Below are 23,104 nucleotides of genomic sequence, written 5' to 3' on the forward strand. Positions count from 1 at the left end.
AAACTCAGTCCTGAGTTCAGTTCCCCAAAAAAGTATTTTAAAGATTAAAAATAAACAAATTGGGCATTTCTATTTTAAAAATGCCAAATCCATCAAATCTTCAACGTTACATAACTAAAACTATAAAAATGGTGCTATTTATTTTGCTAAACTTCAAGCTTGAATACTTGTATTTTTCATACAATTCGACAAGATACACTTCGAGTCAAAAATAAAGTTGCTAGGATGCTTCAATATGCAAACGCTAATTTCCAATATTTCCAACCGAATCCGCCAAGTGTATCAGAGGGCGGAAGGATTTATTGAGGATGAGCGTGAATTCCCTTTATCGCAAGTCTTCTTAAATGCAACTTTTCAACGCTTTGTCACTGACAATGTCGATGCACTGAAAGACTTACACGCAGACCTGCATGAAGACTGGCTGCGTCTCTACGCGACACTAGACTATAAAGGCTTGAATATCACTTTGTCGGTAGACTTGAAGCTGGTTCAGATGGAACTGAATAAGACCACCCAGCTGATTGTATTCGAGCAAATCAGTGATACACAGCTTATTGAAGCCAAATATCCAAATCTGTTGTATAAGCTTGGGGTGCGTTTTGCCCTGTTCTTCTATCAACGCATCTTGAACAAAGATCCATTGGGCATGATTCTGGAAAAACTTGGCGTTATTAAAGTCATTGATGACTTGCTGTATCTGGACTTGAACCGCTGGTTAGGCAAAAACCGTTCGATTATTGACACTCTAGGAAAAGTTCATGTGAATCATGCAGTGCTTCGCGAAGCTGAACTGGTGGTGATTGGTAATGTGAATCTGGCAGCCCTGTTTAGAAAACTTTCTCAAGACAGAGAGGAAAATTGGAATGAAGACGAAATGGACGATAACCTGGTGACCCCGATCAAACAGAAAGATCCGTCTTGAATACCATCCAATCCCGTTTTTTGAACTTTTGTTGAAAAAAACTACATGAAAGATACATTTTTGCTAGAAATATCCCTTAAATTTCCATATTTTGCCTAAAGAATAAAAGCTACAACAAGTAAGATGTTTTGCCCGTTTAACCAATATAGGAAAATGACTAATGGTGAAGACTGTATTTAAGACTTTAGCGATGACCACAGGTCTAAGCGGTGCAATACTGTTGACTGGTATTTCTAGCCAGGCTTTTGCCATGACGCCTTTCCAAGCCAATTATCAATTTAGCTATAATGGCAAGAATATGGGTTCTGCCACCCGTACTCTGAGTAAATCCGGCAATAACTGGACTTACGTCTTTGCTGCAAAAGCCGGTGGTATTGCTTCAGCAACTGAAACCAGCCGTTTCACCTTTAATAACGGCAAGATTGGCTCCAGCAGTTTCAGTCGTAGCAGTAAAATCCTGGTACATAACAACACCATGAGTATTAACTTTAATCCTTCCAGCAAAACCATCAATACCAGAAAAGATGATGAAAAGCGTTCTTTTGCCTGGAGAGCCGATGTTCTGGATGAACTGAATGCGGAATTACAAATTCGTGAAGATCTAAAAAATGGTGGCTTAAAATCGAATTATTATCTTGCTGATGCTAAAGAGGTCGAAGGCCGTAAGTTTGTTCGACAAGGTTCAGAAACGGTCAGTACCAAATATGGTTCTTTTAATACCATCAAGGTGGTGATGAAGCATAGCAAGCCGGGTCGTGAAACCATCTTCTGGCTGGCACCGAAACTTGACTATCTGCCAGTCAAAGTTTCGCATGTAGACAAGAAAACCTCTTATGGTTTGCTATTAACTGACTATAAAGGTGCAAGCAACTAAGATTTTGGCGAATTTCACTTGATTTTTTCCGGGTGCTTTTTACAATACGCTTTTGCTTGAAAAAGCACCTGCTCTTGAGGATTCTCCCGTGCATGCACTAGAACAGAAAATCTTGGCCGAAGGCATCGTTCTCTCTGAAGAAGTTTTGAAAGTGGATTCTTTCTTAAACCACCAGATTGACCCAGTCATGATGCAATTAATTGGTCAAGAATTTGCGCGTCTGTTTAAGGATGCTGGTATCACCAAAATTATTACGATTGAAGCATCAGGTATTGCACCTGCAGTGATGGCAGGTTTAGAACTTGGTGTACCTGTCATCTTTGCACGTAAATACCAGTCTTTGACCCTGAAAGATGATTTATACCGCTCTAAAGTGTTTTCATTTACCAAACAGACTGAAAGCACCATCGCGATTTCAAATAAACACATCAGCTCAACCGACAAGGTTTTAGTGATTGATGACTTCCTGGCGAATGGTCAGGCGGCGCTGGGTCTGGCCGATCTGATTCATCAGGCAAACGCAGAAGTGGTCGGTATTGGTATTGTGATTGAAAAATCATTCCAGCCTGGTCGCGACTTGCTGCTTGAAAAAGGCTACCGTGTGGAGTCACTGGCACGCGTAAAATCTTTGGCAAATGGCACAGTTGAATTTGTTCGCGACTAAGCTCGACAATCAATTTTAAAAGAGCGCTTATGCGCTCTTTTTTATTTTGTCTATCTGATGAAATAAATTAAAAATATTCAAAGCTCGACTCTAGTTCAATCTAATGTGTTATTCATGATTCCTGACTTGATCCTAGATAAATGGCTTACTTTTAAATTCGAAGTGATTAAACCTCTAAAATAGATCGTGTCATAAAATAAATAATTTTTCTATCCGATGAATAAACAACCAGTTATAGCAATTTTATTATAAGATAAAGAGGTCTAACTATCTGCAAATAATTAGACCTCTGTTCACCTTGAACAAGAGTTTATTTAACCGTCACAGTAATACTGCCGCTATTTACAGCACCGATAGCGGTAGTTGTGATGCTATTGTTAATAGCAGTTTGAGTTCCTTCTGCAATCGCATTGACAGAGGCATCAATGGTACCCGCATTATAGGCAATGTTCGCTACACTATAATTGCTTAAAGTTTCATTGATCTGCTCACTATAGTTGGTAGACAGTGATGAACTTACAACTTCCGATAGATCTGAACTATCCGCAACCTCGGATAACTCTTCTAAGGTTTCAGAATTATTCGTTGCACTGGTGACTTGACTGAAATCATAGTCATATGTTTCATCTGATACGTCTGATATCACCTGATTGAAGCTGCCTTGCTCAATCGTGATACTACCTGTGTTCGCTGCACCAATTGCAGTAGTTTCAATTGTCCCTTCAATTGAAACTACTGCAATTGGTACTTCTCTTACTGCTCCTGCAAGTGCTTCTAAATCAACGCTTGCATCAACATCACCTGTATTCACTGCCAGATTCAGCGCAGAACCATTTTCAACCTGCTGAGAAATAGAATCCAGAGTAGCTTGTAAACCGGTATCTACTTCCACATTGGTTTCTTGAGCATATGCCATCCCCGCACTAGACAGAAAGGCGACGGATAATGCGACTGTTTTGATCGTGTTTTTCATCATTGTTCTTCCTACTGTTATTTTGAAGTACTTCTCGCTAAGTACTTCTTCTGACAATGGGAGCGAGCCCATTTTCAAATCTTTTAATCACGTTGAATATTTGACCAGTAATTCTCCACTACCTCTGGATTGGCATCCCATAAACTGGATGACTTCTCCTCAGCTTGTTCTTTGTTGGCTTGTTCTTGAACATCTTTTTTGTCATTTATTTTGCTTGTCGGAGATGGGCGCTTAGTCTTACTAATATATTTAATCAGTTCCTGTTTGCTCATTTCAGGCTCGGCTTCAGGATTCTGAATCACCTCAGATTCTTTCTGCGTAGGCGGCTTGGTATCTTTGCTGGGTGAATTGGTCGACTTGTTTTTTTCATTGAATGAATCTGCCTGACGTGAGGCCGATTCCTGAACAGGGTTGCTGGAATCGGTACTGATTTGTTGCTGATTTTTCTTATATTTATGCAAGGCAACAGAACTGCGAGTGAGATCTAAGCGACCAAATTCAGGTGGAATTTCCGCACGGCAACTTGCAAACACTGCCGGTGGCACGACCTGACTGAGTAATTCAAAAGTGGCCAGGTTCAACATTTGGCGTAAGGCAAAATTAGTCGCCTCTCGTTCTCCCTTGCCAATTTGAATATTTAACAGTGTACGACCCGCGAACCTGCCTGCACTAAGACCATAATCCTGTGCAGCAATCTGCTTTTGCAAAGAAACATTACCCACCACTTTACTACTGCGGGTATCGGTCAGAGATAAATCCAAACCGACCATAATACGGGTTTGACTGTAATTTGGGCCAACTCCGGCAATTTGCATGTCAAAACCCCCACCCGGAATAAAATCCAGACTGTTAATACTGCCGGTGACATAATAATCGGAGGCCTGAATTTGCCTTGGATCACGAATCCCCCACTTGGCTTCACTTTCGATAATCCGGGGATCACGTCGGTTCATTAAACTGACGCCCGCCTGAAACAAGGCAGACTGCACCATATCTCCCGCACCCTGGGTCACCATTTTGCCACTTCCGCCATTGGTGACTACGTCTTTACCGGTTTGATCCAGAATCGCGCCAACAGAAAAACTCACATCACTACGCAGTTGCCCTTTGAGGCAGGAGAGCGCCATATCAAAAGGGGTAAAAATATCGGTAATGGGTGGTCCTTGCACCAGACTAACTGCTTTCTTGTTTGAGGGAGCTAAACCTGTACAACCTGTTAGAAACGAGCTAAAAAAATAGGAATACTCAGAGAAAATATATATTTTCGGGTTAAGGAGAAATTCAGCATAGCGACTCTCCTGATTGAGTACTTAAATTAGGACAGCGCTGAGCGTTTTGATTGGTATTTGAATTGACAGGTGCTTCATTGAGTAATTCACTCGAAATATCGATGTTGTTGTCTGAACCTTCGACATTGATATTGTTGGTGGGTGTATTTACGGTACCTATAGAGGTGGTTGAGGTACTGTAAATAGTGGTTCTACCTAATCCAGAATAATAATCGGACTCCTTGAGCTCGATCAGATTGGCTTGAACTAGATTTTCATTGGAGCGGGCACTTGATGATTTCCAACGCTGCGTCCACTCATCAGATGTGGCATAAGCATTGTTTAAAAAACAAAAACATAATAAACCCAGATTGATGACTAATATTCTCATAATCTTAATATCCTCTGATCTAAGATATTTATTTAATTCTTGGGTTGAGTAAGATTAAATTTATCTGAAAAATATTAAATCACATAAAAAAATAAAAAGTAGAATCCAGCATTATTCACATATTTATTTATATTGATTAAAAACCCATATATTTGTTTTTATTTATAATAATTATTTTTTTATAATTTGTGATTTGTAAGAAATCATTATATTGAAAATATATGAATATAATAATCACCTAAAAAACTTGATTAAAATAATATATTTTTTATCTTATTAATAATAAATAAATTATCTAATCACGACCCAAATTATTATTTATTTTAATTTCAAAAATCTGTAAATTTTTATTTTATTAGAACTTCTCATTAATAATAAATATCACACTTTATTAAAAATACAATTAATCAATGAGAATGAAAACCACTTATAAAAAAATGCCAAATAGCTTTAATGATTCCTTTCTGTTTGCAAGCTTTTGAGAGCAGCCAGCAAACCATCAGCTGCTTTGAATATAAAGAAATGGCCAATCAGGCCTGTGTATAGATAGAGTACTGAGGAAGAAAAAACTCAAAAATCTTATAGTGTCCTGCATGATCGAAGTAATTCAAAAATGACTCAAGCAGATAAAAATAAATATATTTACAGCTGAAATACAATGTTTTAGCGTTAATTCAACTAGAATCAGGAAAGTAGGAAATGCTCCTGATCTCAGGATTCAGCATGTATATATGCTGTTGCAGCATATTATGAAGAGCTGCTGATCTAGAGAAAATTGCATTTCCTCCATAAACTTAAAACAAGTGAATACCAATCCTTGATGGAAAAACCTATGCAATGTCCTAAATGTGGTTCCACTGACATCGAACAGCGTGATCACGAACAGAATTTAAAGAAAATTGGTGGCATTCTCATGAGCTCGGCCGGTGCCACTGCGGGTACAGTCGGTGGTGCCGCTTCTGGCGCATCCGTTGGCGCAGCGATTGGTACTGTTGCTGGCCCCTTAGGTGTAATTTTAGGTGGGACAGTGGGTACTTTTGTCGGGGCAATCAGTGTTGGCATTACCGGTGGCGTAATAGGGAATTTCCTCGGCAAAAAAGCCGGGATTTCCGTCGACCGTAATTTATTCTTAGATTATCAATGTTTAAAATGCAAACATAGATTTATTCAAAAAGATCAAAAAGATCAAAAAGATCAAAAAGATCAAAAAGATCAAAAAGATCAAAAAGATCAAAAAGATCAAAAAGAAGATTAATATCATGAAGGAAATGAAGTGAGTGAGTTCTTCATTTCCTTGTGAGTTAATGCTTAAGACTGATTGAGTTTTAAAGCCACTTCAGCCAGTCGTTTGCCCTGTACTTCGCACAAAACTTTTTCATCTGGGCTTAAACCCTGATCATGCCGTGGGCCACTGACATGACTGGCACCGTACGGCGTACCGCCAGTCTTGGTATTGGACAAGGCAGCTGTAGCATTACTGAGCCCCATAATCATCATACCGTGGTGGAATAATGGTGGCAGCATAGTCAACAAGGTACTTTCCTGTCCGCCATGCATGGAGCCCGATGCGGTAAAGACACAAGCCGGCTTACCATGCAACGCGCCATTCAGCCATAGACTGGTGGTCTGATCCCAAAAGTATTTCATTTCTGAGGCCATATTGCCAAAACGGGTCGGTGAACCTAAGGCCAAGCCAGAACACTGGGCCAAATCCTCTAAACTGCAATAAATATCCCCTTCTGCCGGGATACTCGGCTCGGCTATGGTTACGACGCTAGAAATATTCGGGACAGTCCGAATTTTTACCGCCATTCCTGCCGATTCAACGCCATTGGCTATCAGATGTGCCATTTCTTTCGTTGAGCCATATTTGCTGTAATATAAAACAAGAATATAAGGTTGCATGAGGCTTCTTATTCATTACTTAAAAAAATAAAACTATACGATATTCTGTAACTTTTTTGGTTAAGCTAATGGATGAAAATTCATGATGATTAAAAAAATTGAGATTGGATGCACATGATTGTTGAGTATTTAAAAAAGTTACCCTTTTATGAGAAACACTGGTTTCAGTTTATTTTATTCGTACTTCGACGCTTTGAAGCAGACCGTTGTCGTGAGCAAGCCGGTTCTCTGACCTATACTACGCTTTTCGCAGTCGTGCCGATGTTGACGGTTTTCTTGGTCATTATTTCATCGATTAAAGCCTTAGAGCCTGCACGACAACAATTGCAACAGCTGATCTACAGTAACTTTCTACCCAAAACCACGATTGCCTTTGATAAAGCGCTGAATGCCTTTACCGATAAATCCAGTAATTTAACCGTGATTGGTATCCTGTTTTTATTTATTACGACCGTATTGATGCTCACCAGTATCGAAACGGCCTTTAACCGAATTTGGCGAGTGACTCAGACCCGAGGTGGAATCATCGGGTTTATGCGCTACTGGACTATCATTTCGCTGGGACCGATTTTACTGGGTAGTGCCTTCGTCATTTCATCAACCGTGGCTTCCATGAGTGTCCTCAGCAATAACTTTGCCGGGTATGAACTTAATGGTGCTTTTGTCCTCTGGGCCATTTCTTTTTCTCTGACCGTACTCGGATTTTTCATTCTCAACTGGACCATCCCCAATCGCAGTGTGCCACTCAAGTCTGCATTTATTGCCGGCCTGTTTAGTGCAGTGGTGTTTGAGCTGCTTAAAAACCTGTTCGGTTTTGTGATGTCAAACTTTACCAGTTATGAGATTGTCTATGGTGCATTCGCCGCTGTGCCGATCTTTCTACTGTGGATTTATTTATCCTGGAATATTGTCTTACTCGGCGTTGAGATCAGTTATGCCCTGACGGCCTTTGAATCTGGCCAGGATCATAAACGTCACCCAATCATCATGCTGCTGGATCTATTAGAGCTGTTTCATAAAAAGCAAAAAACTGGTGAGAGCATTAGTGAAGCAGAAGCATTAGATGCTTTGGGTCGTGATGAAATTGGTCGCTGGCCAAACTATGTGAGCATGTTTGAAAAACAAAATCTGATCAAACGTACCGATGACAATGAATATGTCTTGGTACGTGATCTGGATCAGGTGAGTTTTTGGGACTTTTATCTGCAACTTCCTTATCCATTGCCACGTAAGCATCACTTCACCGAGGCACATACCGAGGAAATCTGGATGCAGAAATTCTCGCCTAAACTACAGGAAACCGATCAATATCTGGAAGAAAAGCTGAGTTTTCCACTTTCTGAATTGTTCCGGAATAAATAATCCTAAATCCTCTCGCTTGAGAGGATTTTTTTAAGTTGTTTGCGTAGACTTCCAGCAGACGATCGCACCTGCGGTCACCAAAGCAGTACCAATCCAAAAACTCAGCTCGGGCCGAATATCCAGAATCAGCATCGACATAACTGAAGACAGAATTGGCATAAAATAGGTGGCCAAAATCAGTACCTTGATATTGCCGTACTGCATGCCCTGATTCCAGTTACTATAAGCAATCCCGATCAGACTGCCTACTATGGCGATTTCCAGCCAGAGCTTCAATGAAGGCATCCTGAAAGGCTCATCCAAGCCCAGATGTAAGCCCCATAACGCAATGACGGCGACCACAAAAAAAATCGGTGCGCCGTTTTGTCCACGACCATATTTTCTGGTCAGAATGCAATAACATGGCCATAACAAGGCACCGATAAAAGCAAAGCCATAAGCCCAAGGATTTTCAGCTAAAACCTGCATAAGTTTCGATAGATTGGTAATTTCAGGATTGACCACCAACATCAGACCGACTACAGCAAGCAAAAACCCTGGAATGACCCAAAGACGCGCCTGCAATTGCCGGGCAAATATCGAAAAGACAATCATCAAGGGTGGCCAGAGATAATTAATCATCGCAATCAGCATCACCTGTTCACGGTGATCCGACCAGGCAACTGCAACAAGAAATAGAATTTCATAAGCAACGAACAAAGCCCCACACCCCAATAGATAGCGCTTCGACATTTGCATGATTTTAGGAAATCCAATCAATGCCAGAATCGCCAGACTACTAAAAGTGTAAATCAGGGCAATCCCCTGCACCGGACTGGTAGATTCGGTAATCAATTTGACCACAGCCACCAGACTGGCCCAGATCAGAATGGAAGACAGGCCAATCCAGGTGGCCAGTTTCATCGACCAGACGTTCATGTTTGCTCTTGAGGATTGTTCGTTGTATTCGGTTTTTTCAGCCATCCCTGCAAGCTCACCAGAATCACGCCCAGCATGACCATACAGGTTCCAACAATAAAATTCAGTTCGATCTGTTCATCCAGAATCAGCACCCCAAACAGCATGCCAAATACAGGCGTTAAAAAAGAAAATACGCCCAAACGTGAAGCCAGATAATGTTTCAGCATCCAGAACCAGATCAAATAACTGGCAAAGGAAATCAGCATGGTATGAAAGATCAGACTGGAAATAGACAGGGTCGTCCATTGAATGGTCGCTTGCCCACTAAAAAAAGCCAAAGGTAGCAATAATATGCCGCCCATCAATAATTGATAGAATAAGGTCTGGGTGGCAGGTGCTTCAGCCAGTCGGCTCAGACGTACACTGACAGTGGTGGCTGCCCAGAATATACCTCCGAGTAAGGCCAGAAAATCTCCCCACAAAGCATCGGTTTGTAAAGTAGAGCTTGTCTGTGGTCTGAGTAAAAAACTGACCACAATCCCGCTAAATGCCACGAAGATACCGCCCCATTGCACACGCGACAAACGCTCTGCCGGCAATTTCCAGTGCAGACCCAATGCGACAAAAATCGGCGCAGTATAAAGCAAAACAATGGTATGCGAAGCTGAGGTATAGCGTAGTGCTTCCCCAATCAGATGAAATTCGGTTGCGAACAGTATTCCGACCAGCAATCCTGCAGGCAAATAGCGGGTGCTCAAAAGCTGACGGCGCACGCTCTGCTGAATCAGGGGATACACCATGATCGCAGACAAGGCTGAACGCAAGGCAATTTGCATCAAGACTGAAATATCACTGGCCGCCCATTTCAGCACGACCTGTTGTAGCCCCACAACATACATAATACAAACATGATGGCAGATGCTTTGGCATCTAGCGCCTGACGTTGCTTCACCCCTACTCCTGTGACCGCTTTAAAGTGCCCACTATAATCTTCTCTGCGGTAAAACAATACTTTTCTATTATTTTGCCAGCGCTGTAAATATTTTAAAACTCGATAAAAAAGGACTGCGTTCGCAGTCCTTTCAATCAAAAAATAAACCGTTCAGCTTATTTAACCCAAGTCGTCCAGATATAATCCTGAGACTGGCCTTTCAGGATCATCTTTAACTGATCGCCTGCATGCAATGCCGCCACACCTGCGGGTGTACCCGTCATCACCACATCACCTTCTTCTAAAGTGAATACCTGGCTAATATCTGCCAGTAAAGTCGCGATATCAAAAATCAATAAAGCGGTATCGCCTTTTTGACGCAGTTCTTCATTCACCTCCAAAGTGTAATGCACATCTTGCCAGTCCGCGACCACATCATTCACAGGAATCCAGTCTGACAACAGACACGAACCATCAAAGGCTTTGGCACGTTCCCAAGGCTGGCCTTTTTTCTTGAGTTCATCCTGCAAGTCACGCAGGGTCAAGTCCAGACCTAAAGTCACCGCACCCACCGCTTGCAGTGCTTTTACAGGATTATTTTCTTTGCTTAAAGTCCGGTCAATACGCAAACTGAGTTCACATTCATAGTGGCAGTTGCCCCACTCCGGATTCCATTCAATCCCTGCATCGAGCGAGCCTAAGGCACTCGGTGGCTTAATAAATAAGACCGGACGATCAGGGATCGCATTTCCGAGTTCTTTGGCATGATCGGCATAACTGCGACCAACGCAGACAATTTTGGATGGGCGTGTACTCATGATCAAAACTTTCCTTTATTTGTCTTTATATCGATCTCTGGATTATTTTTTAAATGCATTCTCAAAAATGTTTTGCTCAGTCGCATCTTTAAAGGCACGTTTTGGCACAATGATGACGGTACGGTTTTTCAGTTCCAGCATATAGGTCAGTTTGCCGGCAGCAAAATTCTGCACCTCACTATACGCTACCAGCTTGCTACGCTCATTATTAAAAATCTCCGCATAGTCCTGATACAGATCAAGGCCTTGTTCACTCTTACCAAACTGATATTTGACGAACTGGCGTTTAAACATCATCGGCAGAAACCAGTAACGCATGATGCCTTGCAGGATCAGGAAGAATGCCCCCAAAGCCACATAATAACGTCCTACCCCGTCAAAGCCCATCGAAAAGCCCCAAATGATAATCCCGATACTGACCAGAGGCGTCAGAAAACGTGAAATCTGCTTTTTGCCAAAAGTCGCCAAGGCAAAACCATCCTGAGATTCTTCTAAAGTCAGAAAATAACGGGTCGATAAAGTCGGTGCTGACTCAGTCATAGCATCACATCAAAAAAATAAAATCTTGCCCAATACTATAGCAAAATATGCACAATGCTTATGGCCTGACGCATCAATTACATAACTTTGCTTTGGAAAAACGTGTATTTAGTTTTAAATAAACAGCAATTAAAACAAAAAATATGCAACAGGATGTTGAATGAAAGGATTCAAGCAATGTATTGCAATCGGTATCTGTTCGGGTCTGTCTACTCTATCACTGGCCAAGATCATTCCCTGGGATGCAGAATTACCCAGTAGCCTGAGTGCTTATCCGGGCAATGCCCAACAATTGGCAGAATTAACAGGCGAAAGGATTCTGATTTATGCGCATCCGGTGACTAAAACCCAGCTTCCTACCTTAAACAGTAAGGCCACCAGCAAGGTACAATTTTATAGTGCCGCCGTGGTTTTGCCTATGGCTGAAACACAGGTCGAGAAATTGCTACAGCATTATCCGGATTATGTTGGCCTGTTTCCGACTTTAAAGTCAGCCAAAATTCTAGAACAGCAAGGTTCGATTCAGCAGGTCAAATATCAGGTGCATATCCCCACACCAATTCCGATATTGAACTTCAAAGAAACCGTGGTGATGCAGCATCATCTGGGCAATAACAGCATCAGCACTTTAATTATTGATGCACCCATTCCTTATGGCGCGGGAAAACTGGAATGGTTCGCGCTTGATCCGCACAGAACTCTGGTGACAGTGACCCAGTGGGGCGACCTGAACCAGCCTAAAGGTTTTCTATTCAGTAAAATTCTCAATGCCCTGCCTGAAGCCAAACTTGGCATTCCTCCCGGTACCAACGCATTTCTACTCGAAGCACTGCAACAGCGTTTTAAAACCAGTCATGCCACAACACTCACCGCCCCGACTCCACAACTGAAATTTAATTCACAACAGCTACAGAAGATTGCCCAGCTTAGTCAAAAATCCGGCCAACCAGTCAGTTTTATTTTGCCCAGCTATCAGATTAAAGAAGGAAAAGCGTCAGAAAATTTGAGATTTAGCAGCACCTATCAATACTTTCCGCATTCGGTAGACAAGCTACGACCGTGGTTGGCTGCACAAGCCAGTCAACAGCTTTTCCCACGCCAGATCAAGAAAGTCGAACTTAACCCGATCAATACCCAAAGTGTAGATGCCAACTATAAAGTTTCAGTGGGCTTAGGCGTGATTCAGATTCCATTCAACTTCAAGATGCGTTTTTACCAGCCCGATCCCTTGCAGAATCAGTTCAATGCCAATGGTGGCGACTTAAAGTTTGTCAAAGGCGGCATGAAGCTATTGCCGCAATCACAAGGTAATCTGTTCCAAATCACCAGCAGCATGAAGATTCATGATCAGGCACCGTTTTTATTAAGGGCCATGCGCAGTCTGCCCTATCACGATGTATTACCTGCGGTGGGTGGCAATACCGTCTATGCACTCAAGGTACAGCAAAAATTAAGATAATCAACGAATCGGTAGTTATTGGTTTTTTATATGAAAAAGCGTTAAATATCACAGACGTAAAAAAACCGCATCAATGTGCGGTTTTTTCAGAATTCTTATCAAGATTGGTGCGCTCAGAGAGATTCGAACTCCCGACCCCTTAGTTCGTAGCCAAGTGCTCTATCCAGCTGAGCTATGAGCGCGACGTCTTGATGGGGTGCATTATACGGCTTTTTTAAGGCTTGTTAAGTGTTTTTTAATAAAAGCACAACTGAATGTATAGTAATTAAACGATACAGCAGTATTTACAGTTTTCTGTGAGAATTTCTGCACATTTAGAGCTAAAAACAATTAATACCATCCGGACTTTGACGCTGCATTCAATGTGGCGACAAGCTCCATTTCATCCTGATGAAAAGTACACAGCAAATACCGAGAAAGATGTTCCCAAATTTCAGGCACAAAAAAACCGCTATGAAAGCGGTTGATTGTTCAAGTTGGTGCGCTCAGAGAGATTCGAACTCCCGACCCCTTAGTTCGTAGCCAAGTGCTCTATCCAGCTGAGCTATGAGCGCGTAACTTGTGTGCCTAGGTTGGCAATACGTTTTTCTGCTTAACTTACTTGGTGCGCTCAGAGAGATTCGAACTCCCGACCCCTTAGTTCGTAGCCAAGTGCTCTATCCAGCTGAGCTATGAGCGCGCGACATAAGTAAGCGTGGCGGTGAGAGAGGGATTCGAACCCTCGATACAGTTACCCGTATGCGTCCTTAGCAGGGACGTGGTTTCAGCCACTCACCCATCTCACCGTAACGTGCGGCCATAATACAAATTTCGGCATGGCACTGCAAGCGCAGCATCGAAAAAAAGTGCATATTTTTGCTCGTTTAAATACTTTTTAAGCAATTCAGCGATTTTTCGTACATTTTCCTGCTCAAAAAACCGAATAAATTTCCAGTTATCTAAAATGAACAGAAAATTGAAAACTTAAATGGATTATTGCAATCATTTACGTGCAGTCTGCGCACACATGTTTTATGCTAAACCTATCTCCTAAGATAAATTTAAAGACATGATGAAAAACTGGGTCGATCCTGAAGCAAAAGCTGAAGCCGAACGTTATGACAACCCTATCCCAAGCCGTACGCTAATTTTAGAAACCATAGAAAAAAATAATGCCCAGTCTCATGCCGACCTGGTAGAACATTTCGAAATTGCAGATCAAAAAAGTATTGATGCTCTCAGCCATCGTTTAATTGCGATGGTGCGTGACGGGCAATTGATGAAAGATGGTTATAAATTCCAGATTGCCGTCGAGCAGCCTGAATCCGAAGCGACGGTTTATATCAATTCCCGCGGGATGGGAACTGCCAACATTTCTGGCCAGGACGATCTCTTACTGGCTGAGCGTGAACTGCGGCTGGTCTTTAATGGCGACCGTGTCAAAGTACGTCAAACTTCAGTAGACCGTAAAGGTAAAGCCTGGGGTTATGTGACTGAAGTTGTGCAGCACCGCGTTAAGCAGATCATTGGTAAAGTTTCCCTATATGAAGGTGAATACTTTGTTCAACCTGCCAGCCCAAATGCGCATCAGCCGATTACTCTTGAAAAAGAACTGATTGAACATGCGCAAGTCAATCTGGGTGATTCGATTCGCGTGGCGATTGATACTTATCCGACCCGTGAAGAGTTTGCGACCGGTCATATTGTCCAGTCCATGGCAGATAAAGCCGATACCGAAATCATCATTCCACAAACCATTTTAGAATATGGTTTGCCCTATGAATTCCCGGAAGAAGTGATTCAGGATGCAGAAAGCTTTAAAGAACCAACAGAGAAAGACCGTGAAGGTCGTGTGGATCTGCGTGATTTAGCTTTGGTCACTATTGATGGTGAAGATGCACGTGACTTTGATGATGCAGTATATGCTGAAAAACGTCCGGGCGGTGGCTATCGCGTGGTCGTAGCGATTGCCGATGTCAGTCATTATGTACGTACAGGCAAACCGCTGGACGATGAAGCTCAGGAACGCGGAACTTCTGTCTACTTCCCGCACTTTGTTTTACCAATGCTGCCTGAAGCCTTGTCGAATGGCTTGTGTTCTTTAAATCCGGCTGTTGATCGTCTCTGTATGGTCTGTGATTTAAAACTGTCACGTGCCGGTCGTGTTACCGGTTTTGAGTTCTATCCATCCGTGATGCACTCTAAAGCACGTTTGACTTATGATCAGGTTGCCCAATATCTGGAAGGCGACAGTCAGGCCATTACCGAAGATCGCGAAGTTCGCAAGTCGATCAACACCCTGTTCCAGCTGTACCAGGTTCTGAAAGGCTTACGTGCTGAACGTCATGCCATGGAATTTGAAACCGTTGAAACGTATATGACTTTTGATGAGCTGGGCGGAATTAAAGAGATTTTGCCGCGTAGCCGTAATGATGCGCATAAGCTGATTGAAGAATGTATGTTGCTGGCCAACGTGGCAGCCGCAGAATATGCATTGAAAAATGAAATTCCGATGTTGTACCGCGTACATGAGCCACCTGAGTTCTCGCGTATTCAAAAAGTCCGTGATTTCGTCAAGCTGCTTGGTTTGAAATTCCCGGAGCAACCGACCCAAGCAGATTATCAGGCGGTGATTGAAGCGACCAAAGACCGCATAGATGCACCAAGCATTCATGCGGTGTTATTACGCTCCATGATGCAGGCTTATTACGGCCCTAACAATGCGGGGCACTACGGTCTGGCTTATGAGGCGTATACACATTTCACTTCGCCAATTCGACGTTATCCAGATCTGTTATTGCATCGTGCCATTAAAGCGCATTTAAATAAAAAGCCATCTCCGCTTTCAGGTGGAGCTTTAGATGAAGCAGGAACACATTTCTCTGCCACTGAACGCCGTGCCGATGAAGCCTCTCGCTCGGTGACGACCTGGTTGAAATGTCATTATATGCAGCAGCATCTGGGCGAAGAATTTGTTGGCATCATTAGTGCGACAGCAGAGTTTGGCCTGTTTGTGACGCTAAAAGACCTGTATGTGGATGGTATGGTGCATGTCAGCCAGTTGGGCGATGACTTCTTTGTCTTTGATCAAGTCAGCCAGAATCTGGTCGGCCAGAATCGTGGTCAGGTCTTTGGTCTGGGCGATGAAGTCAAGATCAAGGTGGCTGGCGTCAATCTGGAAGAGCGCAAGATCGACTTTGAACTGGTACAGCAACTCAGTCATGCCGGCCGTGCGATCCGAGCCCGTGCGCCGCGCGTGAGCGAGAAAAAACCGGCAGTACGTCCAGCAGCAACAGAAGAGGTTTTTAGCAAGAATGAGCGCGAGTCTAAATCCAGCCTGAATGCCGATGGAGAACAGCCCATACGACGCAAAAAAGCCAAAGGAAAACCCAGCTCTTACAACAGCAAGTCTGCTAAAAAATCTGCAGCAAAGCCTGAAGCAAAGGCTAAAGATAAAGTAAAGAAAAAGACCAAAGTGAAAAAGAAAAAGTCGAATGCAAAAGCCAAGACTGAATAATTTTTGACGGTATAAAAAGAGCGCTAAGGCGCTCTTTTTTATTTATAATCAAAATATTAAAATAGGAAAAATTATAAGAATGAATACCATAACTATTTTTACTTTGATCATTTCTTTAATGGCTTTGCTTGTGACTTATGCCGTATTTAAATCTGATCAGCAACCACAAATTATAGTTTTTGCTCTTCCGCATTACGGTAAGCAATCTTTCATTCAACTACAGATAAAGAATATAGGAAAATCCATTGCCTATAATGTACAAATATCGAGTGATCAACCCATTCCTAAACGGGCCTTCGGAATTAAAAAATTAAATGCTTCAAAAGATTATTTTGATAGCGGTATTTTCAAACATGGAGTCAAAGTATTTCCACCCAATCAGAGCTATATATACGATTGGGGACAATACGGCGGCCTCAGAGAGGCTTTAGATAATAATCCTATCACCATGAAAGTCACGTATTGGTATCAGCACCCTTTAAACTTATGGAAAACTCAAATCACTGATATTTCCATCATCGATATAAATGAACTAGAAGCCTTACCCTGATCTGATGGTGGATTTATTGAACAGCTTCAAAATATTAATAAAGAATTGAAAATATTAAATACAAAGCTAAAGAAAAAACTTTAACTACCTTGATTTCCCCCACCAAAGGCCCTACATCTAGAACTAATATAGGCAATTGATTCGGCAGACCGACATGACTTTAGATAAGGCAACTTTGCCTGTTCCACAATTTGATCAGATTACCCTGGCCGATCTCAAAGAAAAAATTGAAACAACCATTCAAGCCGGACAAAAGTTTTTAAATGAACTGACTGATACGCCAGACTCGGTTCAGGCTCAACTTGAGATTCTGGAACAGGTCGATACCCTCGAAAATAATATGAGTGAATCCTGGGGCGTGTTATCACATCTGAATGCCGTGATGAACAATGCCGAAACCCGTGACGTCTATCAAGCCTTATTACCGGGTCTGAGCGAATACTATACGCAACTAGGTCAACATACGGCGCTGTATCAAACTTATCAGCATGTTCATGATGCATCAATTTTTAATGAATTACCTGCAGCCCAGCAAAGTGCCATCAAACTGGCCTTACGTGACTTCAAACTGTCTGGTGTGGCCTTAGAAGGCGAAGCGAAGAAACGTTATGCGGAAATTTCTGCACGTCTCTCACAACTGTCTTCGGACTTTTCCAACCATGTGCTGGATGCGACTCAGGCTTATTTCAGACCATTAGCTGAAGATGAGTTAGCGGGTCTCTCTGAAAGTAATATTGAGCTGTTAAAACAATATGGCCAGCAACGCGAGCTGGATCAGCCGGTGGCTACGCTAGATTTCCCGTCTTATCTGGCAATCATGACCCATGCGGAACATCGTGAACTGCGTGAAGAGCTGTATAAAGCCTATACCACGCGCGCTTCAGATCAGTCCGAGCAAACTGAATTTGACAATACCGCCTTAATTGAAGAAATCCTCAGCTTACGTCAGGAAATGGCCAAGCTGCTCGGCTTCAACAATTATGCAGAATTATCCCTGGCCAGCAAAATGGCGCCAAGTGTAGAGGCAGTAGACGAATTCTTGCGTGATCTGGCAGAGCATGCCCGTGCGCCGGCAACCAAGGAAATTGCAGAACTAAAAGCCATTGCCGCTGAAGATGGTATTGATGAACTGAAACCTTGGGACAGCAGCTATTATTCAGAAAAGCTGAAAATGCAGCAGTTCAATCTGTCACAGGAAGCGCTGAAACCTTATTTCCCTGCACCAAAAATCCTGCAGGGCCTGTTCAGTATTGTCAATCGCCTGTATGACATTCAGGTGATTGAACGTGAAGCGCCGGTTTGGCATCCAGAGGCGCGTTATTTCGAACTGGAAGATCAAGGTCAGGTGATTGGCGGTTTCTATTTTGACCTGTATGCACGCCAAGGCAAACGTGGTGGTGCCTGGATGAGCGGTTTCCGTTCGCGCATGCAGACCCGTGATGGCCTGCAAAAACCGATCTGCTATATGGTGGGTAACTTTACTCCACCTGTTGGCAACCGACCTGCACTGCTCACGCATGATGAAGTAATTACCCTGTTCCATGAATTTGGTCACGGCCTGCATCACATGCTGACTGAAGTGGACAATATCGCGGTGGCAGGTACGCATGGCGTGGCTTGGGATGCCGTGGAGCTGCCAAGCCAGTTTATGGAATTCTGGGCCTGGGATCAGGACAGTCTGAATCTGCTCAGTGAACATATTGAAACCAAGGAATCTTTGCCGGCCGACCTGCTCAAAGCCCTGCTCGATGCACGTTTCTTCCAATCCGGTATGCAAACCCTGCGTCAACTTGAATTTGCCTTGTTTGACTTGAGTATTCACCGTGCCAATCCGGCTTCAAATGCGGAACAGGTTCAGGCCACACTGAATGAAATTCGTGAAAAATATGCAGTTCTGCCCACCACCGACTATAACCGTTTCCAGCACAGCTTCAGTCATATTTTTGCCGGCGGTTATGCAGCGGGATATTATTCCTATAAATGGGCCGAAGTTTTGGCCAGTGATGCCTTCGACCGTTTCGAAAATGAAGGGATTTTTAATACCACCACTGGAAAACAGTTTCGGGAAAATATCCTCGCAGTTGGCGGAAAAGATCAAGCACTTGACGCATTTATCAATTTCCGCGGACGCGAGCCAAAAATAGATGCATTGCTACGTTATCAAGGTTGGACGAACCGCTCTAAAAACGCTTAAACTAGCTTTTTAAGTTGATCACAAGGTGAGTATGATGACCATTAAACGTCGTTTCATTGCAGGCGCAAAATGTCCAAAATGTCAAGCGTTAGATCGTGTCGTCATGCTGACCTCTGGTGAAGATGAGTGGATTGAATGTATCGAGTGTGGTTATGAAGAAAATCGTCCCACACATGTTGACCAACCAGAAACACCAGCTGTTCCAGATGAAATTGGCGTGATTCAGTTTAAACCTCATTCAGCAAAATAAAAAATCAAGGTTCAAGCTATGTCAGTAGAACAAAGAAATAACCCCAAACTTTTAATGGGGATTATGGGGGCTTTAGTTACTGTCGTTGTATTGGTGCTGCTCTATCAATGGTTGAATGCACCTTCGAAGGAGACACAACGCATGCAACAGGAGGAAATCGCAGCTGTTCCGGCAACCACATCTACAGCGACAACTGAAGAAAATACAGATGCAAGCAATGCGGCTGAGGCACTCGAGACCAAAGCATTAATCAGCGGCAGCCTGTTAAAAGCGCCAGTACCGGAAAATGCTACTTTGGCCAACGAAGAGATGGCCAAATTAGCCGATATTCAAGTTCAGCTCAATGAGCAAAAAGCCACGCTAGATGCGCAGCACAGCGATGCTGACCAGCTCATTCAGTTGAAAGAGGAACAGATCAAGCTACTCGAAGCACAACTGGCTCAAGGCCAATAATCTTGATGCATTTCGGCTAGAAGATCTGTAGATCTTCTAGCCGAAATGTCTCCCTGTCTACCACAGCCACTTCACCACTATTCAAAGCCATTATTTTACTGACCTGCTCTGCTTTTTTATTTTCAGTGATGGGCGTATGTATCCGTTATGCCTCACAAACGGTTGATTATGCTACTGTGGTTTTCTTCTGTAATGTGGTCGGGCTGTTTATTTTCCTGCCTTTCATTTTTAACCAAGGTCGCGGATTTTTTAAAACTGAAAAACTGTGGATGCACACCTAGCGTGCGGTGGTCGGTCTGATTACCATGTATGGCTTTTGTTGCAGTTCAAGCGCTGACCAAAACCGAATCTCCAGAAAAAATCGTATTTTATTTCTGTTTGATTGGCAGCCTGATTTCAGTGATTCCGATGTTTTGGGTGTGGCGGCCCTATACTACTCTGACAGAACTTCAGCTATCTGATTACTGCCGGCATTCTGGCCAATTTCAGTCAGTTATTGATGTCAAATGCTTACAAACTGGCGTCGGCAGGACAAATTGGGCCGGTGAATTATGTGGTGATTTTTTTTGCCGGTATATGGGGGTTTTCTGTTCTGGCAGGAGGTTCCTGATCTATATAGCCTGATCGGATTAGGGTTGATTTTCTGCGCGATTCTGCTGTGTAGCCCAATCCTGCAAAAGCGCCTGAATTCATCTAAAATCTGAGCCAAGAATTCAGATTAAATTAAAAAAGCACCCGTAGGTGCTTTTTTAGTGTATATCTTTTATGGATACCAGCCGAACAGCTTAAAGACATAAGGCACATAGGCGATGATCAGCATTGCAGGCAGCAGCACAATCACCGGTAAAATCCAGCGTTCATAACGGTAGTAAAAAGACAGATGGCGTACTTCTGCATCCGCTTCAGCCACTTCGGCATTGCCAATGGATTGTCTGGCCAACAGATGGTTCAGTGCCACCGGTGGCGTCACATAGCCCAGTTCAAAGCCAATCAGGGTGATCATCCAGAAATGCACCGGATGAATGCCGTATTGGTAAGCCACTGGAGCAACAGTCGCCGAGATCAGAATCACCGCACCAAACGGATCCATAATCATCCCGACAAAAATCATCAAGCCGACAATCAGGGAAATGACCAGAATAGTACTGCTGATATCGGTTGGAAACGCTTCCATAATTTCCATACGTTCCAGCAAGCCACCGACACTCACAGAAAGTGCCATCAGGATCACCAGCGCACCAATATGCCCCACGGTTTCACTGGTGGAGATATGCATCGACTTCCAGAAACCCACCTTACGCAAGATTTCTGTAGCATTTGAACGCTTTACACCATGATCAACAGCCAATTCTTTATCTCGCTGCCCCGCATGCTCTGCTTCACGATATTCTACATTGGCCACGCTAGCAGCTGTCGCCAGTTCAGGAGTATTTCTCGAATGTAAGGTCGCATTCAAAGTCTCATCCCAATGACCGACCGGTGGCAACGGTGCCGGTTCATGACGTAATTTATCATATAAGACAATCATCAGCAGAATGACCGGCATCATCACAGGGGCGGTAAATTCATTCAGGTCTGTCGACAAAGCATATTTGTAGAATAGCCAGATCAGAATAAAAATCACGATATAAGGAATAATCGCAAGGAAGGCACGACCTGATTGAGGAGCTGCGATGGTTGGTGCGGCAATCCGGAATTTATTTTCTGCAAAGAATAAAGAAATTACCAGGAATAAAGTCGAGCTGAGCAGGAAGACATAAATCCCATAGTGATAGAGCAAATCAGTAGTTACTTCTTTATTCAGTGATGCTACCACGACGATCAGCAAGCATGGACGTAAGACCACACCCAGTGAACCGGACATTGCAGTGGCGGCCAGTGCAAACTGACGGCGTCCACCTGCATTCCAGACTTCCTTATAAATGATCGCACCTGCGGCAATCACGAAAATCCCTGATGCACCGGTATAGGCAGTCGGTAAGGCAGCGGCCAGCAGAATTAACCAGGTCAAGGTTTCAGGGGCCAGATTCCATGGACGCAGAATGTTCAGGAACATATCTACCACACGGGTCTGTTTCAGCAACATACCGGCCCAGATAAACAAGGCCAGATTCAGGAAAATACTGGAAAACTCGACCAGTTGCCCCAGATAAATCCCCTGTCCCATTGGATAATCCATAAAGAAGGTGAAGTTTATTCCGGTAATAATGGCCATATAGGCATACAGTGGCACACTCAAAAAGGCCAGACCAAAACTGCCGCCCTCACGCGTTGGTTTTGGTTGTTTAACCACCTGATATAAACTGATTAAGGTTAAGCTGCTAAACAGAATCATCCACAGCCAGTAGATGTATTTCATCTCGCCCATCGGTACGCCCGAGTTCAGCACAGACTGGTATTGACTGTAGGATGAGAATGCCAGAAAAGCATTACCCAGCAGCATGGCGACCGAATAGACTTTAAAATCGATACCTGTACTTGGACTACGCAGACCAATATGATGGGTTTTTAGGGTGGCACTGATCGCAGCGAATACCACCATGATGACCAAGAGCAAGGCCCGGTTCTCAGTGCCAAACTTGAATATTCCAAAGAAAGACGTTTCAAAAGCCCGATAAGCCCGAATACTCGGTTGTGCTTCGACATGTTGAATGGCTTTATCGTAGAACAGATAAGATTCTTCACAAACCTGCTGTGCCTGTAATACCGCAGCCCGGACATCCGCTTGCGAGCGCACGCCGAAGAAATCAGCATATTCATCGGCTGCATCGGCTTTCATCTGCTGCTGAACACGCTGATCGACATTGATCTTGCGTTCACATTGTGGACGTGTCGGTTCAGCACGTAAAAATGAATATTGCATCCCGGTTGCCGGATCGCCATAGAGACGCTCCCCCATGCGCAGCAACTGGCCGTGAATCATTTCTCCAGTACCAATAATCAGTGTAAGCAAAAGCAAGACCAGCACCACGAAGGTCGAGATCCACTCTGTCCAGATATAACGCAACAGACCTAATCCTGATCTGTTTTGATCATCATTTTGCATGTATATTCCTATTTTTATTTTAGCGACCTGTGTTTGTTCTAGGACGCTGATCTTCCCTTCTGGCCCGAAAATTCCTTTTCAAAGGTCAGGATTTTTATTCTATGTTTT

At 43.3% G+C, this 23,104-nt stretch carries 18 protein-coding genes, 4 tRNA genes and 3 pseudogenes; 12 read left to right on the forward strand and 13 right to left on the reverse strand.

What is annotated here, in order from left to right; all coding sequences use genetic code 11:
• The first annotated feature begins 235 nt into the window (after positions 1-235).
• The 3 genes from FTU40_RS09515 (at position 236) to FTU40_RS09525 (ending at position 2,460) form a co-directional block, all read left to right on the forward strand.
• Positions 236-922 carry a hypothetical protein gene (locus FTU40_RS09515; RefSeq protein WP_180040644.1) on the forward strand — a complete coding sequence of 229 codons (687 nt, stop codon included), beginning with the start codon at positions 236-238 and terminating at the stop codon, positions 920-922.
• 190 nt (positions 923-1,112) lie between these two features.
• Entirely contained in the window at positions 1,113-1,796 is a 684-nt protein-coding gene (locus FTU40_RS09520; RefSeq protein WP_370982144.1) for a DUF3108 domain-containing protein, read from the forward strand.
• A gap of 88 nt (positions 1,797-1,884) precedes the next feature.
• Entirely contained in the window at positions 1,885-2,460 is a 576-nt protein-coding gene (locus FTU40_RS09525; protein WP_005094083.1) for a xanthine phosphoribosyltransferase, read from the forward strand.
• 310 nt (positions 2,461-2,770) lie between these two features.
• Here FTU40_RS09525 and FTU40_RS09530 read toward each other — a convergent pair whose 3' ends face one another.
• From FTU40_RS09530 to FTU40_RS09540, 3 genes and pseudogenes are all read right to left on the reverse strand, one after another.
• On the reverse strand, positions 2,771-3,433 hold the full coding sequence (locus tag FTU40_RS09530; protein ID WP_180040703.1) for a hypothetical protein: 663 nt from the start codon (positions 3,431-3,433) through the stop codon (positions 2,771-2,773).
• Between the two features lie 83 nt (positions 3,434-3,516).
• Positions 3,517-4,721: pseudogene (locus FTU40_RS09535) on the reverse strand (CsgG/HfaB family protein).
• A complete protein-coding gene (locus FTU40_RS09540; protein WP_005094089.1) occupies positions 4,715-5,092 on the reverse strand; it encodes a hypothetical protein in 378 nt (125 codons plus the stop codon). The pseudogene FTU40_RS09535 and the gene FTU40_RS09540 overlap by 7 nt, the downstream one beginning before the upstream one ends.
• A gap of 832 nt (positions 5,093-5,924) precedes the next feature.
• On the opposite strand from FTU40_RS09540, the gene FTU40_RS09545 reads away from it, so the two are divergent.
• Positions 5,925-6,347 (forward strand): hypothetical protein, encoded by a 423-nt coding sequence (locus tag FTU40_RS09545; RefSeq protein ID WP_100329343.1) that lies wholly within the window; start codon positions 5,925-5,927, stop codon positions 6,345-6,347.
• 53 nt (positions 6,348-6,400) lie between these two features.
• Here the strand turns inward: FTU40_RS09545 and wrbA are convergent, their stop codons facing one another.
• On the reverse strand, positions 6,401-6,997 hold the full coding sequence (wrbA, locus tag FTU40_RS09550) for an NAD(P)H:quinone oxidoreductase (protein WP_074383568.1): 597 nt from the start codon (positions 6,995-6,997) through the stop codon (positions 6,401-6,403).
• A 114-nt stretch (positions 6,998-7,111) separates the two neighbouring features.
• On the opposite strand from wrbA, the gene FTU40_RS09555 reads away from it, so the two are divergent.
• The gene (locus FTU40_RS09555) at positions 7,112-8,359 is read left to right on the forward strand and encodes a YihY family inner membrane protein (RefSeq protein ID WP_005168686.1); all 1,248 of its coding nucleotides are present in this window, start codon (positions 7,112-7,114) and stop codon (positions 8,357-8,359) included.
• 30 nt (positions 8,360-8,389) lie between these two features.
• Here the strand turns inward: FTU40_RS09555 and yddG are convergent, their stop codons facing one another.
• The 4 genes and pseudogenes from yddG to FTU40_RS09575 form a co-directional block, all read right to left on the reverse strand.
• Complete coding sequence (gene yddG / locus FTU40_RS09560; protein ID WP_180040646.1) at positions 8,390-9,277, reverse strand: aromatic amino acid DMT transporter YddG; 888 nt, start codon at positions 9,275-9,277, stop codon at positions 8,390-8,392.
• Positions 9,274-10,211, reverse strand: a pseudogene (locus FTU40_RS09565) (DMT family transporter). The gene yddG and the pseudogene FTU40_RS09565 overlap by 4 nt, the downstream one beginning before the upstream one ends.
• A gap of 155 nt (positions 10,212-10,366) precedes the next feature.
• Complete coding sequence (locus FTU40_RS09570) at positions 10,367-11,008, reverse strand: fumarylacetoacetate hydrolase family protein (protein WP_180040649.1); 642 nt, start codon at positions 11,006-11,008, stop codon at positions 10,367-10,369.
• A 42-nt stretch (positions 11,009-11,050) separates the two neighbouring features.
• Positions 11,051-11,548: a YcxB family protein gene (locus FTU40_RS09575; RefSeq protein WP_005094104.1), complete on the reverse strand. Its 498-nt coding sequence runs from the start codon at positions 11,546-11,548 to the stop codon at positions 11,051-11,053.
• Positions 11,549-11,708: 160 nt separating this feature from the next.
• On the opposite strand from FTU40_RS09575, the gene FTU40_RS09580 reads away from it, so the two are divergent.
• The gene (locus FTU40_RS09580; protein WP_180040651.1) at positions 11,709-13,007 is read left to right on the forward strand and encodes an SRPBCC family protein; all 1,299 of its coding nucleotides are present in this window, start codon (positions 11,709-11,711) and stop codon (positions 13,005-13,007) included.
• Positions 13,008-13,112: 105 nt separating this feature from the next.
• Here FTU40_RS09580 and FTU40_RS09585 read toward each other — a convergent pair.
• The 4 genes from FTU40_RS09585 to FTU40_RS09600 form a co-directional block, all read right to left on the reverse strand.
• A tRNA-Arg gene (locus tag FTU40_RS09585) sits at positions 13,113-13,189 on the reverse strand.
• 295 nt (positions 13,190-13,484) lie between these two features.
• Positions 13,485-13,561: transfer RNA gene (locus FTU40_RS09590), tRNA-Arg, on the reverse strand.
• A 48-nt stretch (positions 13,562-13,609) separates the two neighbouring features.
• Positions 13,610-13,686: transfer RNA gene (locus FTU40_RS09595), tRNA-Arg, on the reverse strand.
• 16 nt (positions 13,687-13,702) lie between these two features.
• Positions 13,703-13,792 (reverse strand) — tRNA-Ser (locus tag FTU40_RS09600).
• A gap of 263 nt (positions 13,793-14,055) precedes the next feature.
• Between FTU40_RS09600 and rnr the strand changes: the two genes are divergently transcribed.
• The 6 genes and pseudogenes from rnr (at position 14,056) to FTU40_RS09630 (ending at position 20,654) form a co-directional block, all read left to right on the forward strand.
• Entirely contained in the window at positions 14,056-16,503 is a 2,448-nt protein-coding gene (gene rnr, locus FTU40_RS09605) for a ribonuclease R (protein ID WP_005168700.1), read from the forward strand.
• Between the two features lie 79 nt (positions 16,504-16,582).
• Complete coding sequence (locus FTU40_RS09610; protein WP_252357268.1) at positions 16,583-17,053, forward strand: hypothetical protein; 471 nt, start codon at positions 16,583-16,585, stop codon at positions 17,051-17,053.
• Between the two features lie 154 nt (positions 17,054-17,207).
• Positions 17,208-19,247, forward strand: coding sequence for a M3 family metallopeptidase (locus FTU40_RS09615; RefSeq protein ID WP_180040653.1), 2,040 nt, complete (start codon positions 17,208-17,210; stop codon positions 19,245-19,247).
• A 40-nt stretch (positions 19,248-19,287) separates the two neighbouring features.
• Positions 19,288-19,497: a YheV family putative zinc ribbon protein gene (locus tag FTU40_RS09620; RefSeq protein WP_171509128.1), complete on the forward strand. Its 210-nt coding sequence runs from the start codon at positions 19,288-19,290 to the stop codon at positions 19,495-19,497.
• Positions 19,498-19,515: 18 nt separating this feature from the next.
• Positions 19,516-19,950: a hypothetical protein gene (locus FTU40_RS09625; protein ID WP_180040655.1), complete on the forward strand. Its 435-nt coding sequence runs from the start codon at positions 19,516-19,518 to the stop codon at positions 19,948-19,950.
• A 53-nt stretch (positions 19,951-20,003) separates the two neighbouring features.
• Positions 20,004-20,654 (forward strand): annotated as a pseudogene (locus FTU40_RS09630) (EamA family transporter).
• A gap of 59 nt (positions 20,655-20,713) precedes the next feature.
• On the opposite strand, the gene FTU40_RS09635 reads toward FTU40_RS09630, so the two are convergent.
• Positions 20,714-22,996 (reverse strand): TRAP transporter large permease subunit, encoded by a 2,283-nt coding sequence (locus tag FTU40_RS09635; RefSeq protein ID WP_180040657.1) that lies wholly within the window; start codon positions 22,994-22,996, stop codon positions 20,714-20,716.
• Between the last annotated feature and the right edge of the window lie 108 nt (positions 22,997-23,104).

Source organism: Acinetobacter sp. YH12100 (assembly GCF_013419135.1).
In the GTDB taxonomy this organism is placed as follows: domain Bacteria; phylum Pseudomonadota; class Gammaproteobacteria; order Pseudomonadales; family Moraxellaceae; genus Acinetobacter; species Acinetobacter pseudolwoffii.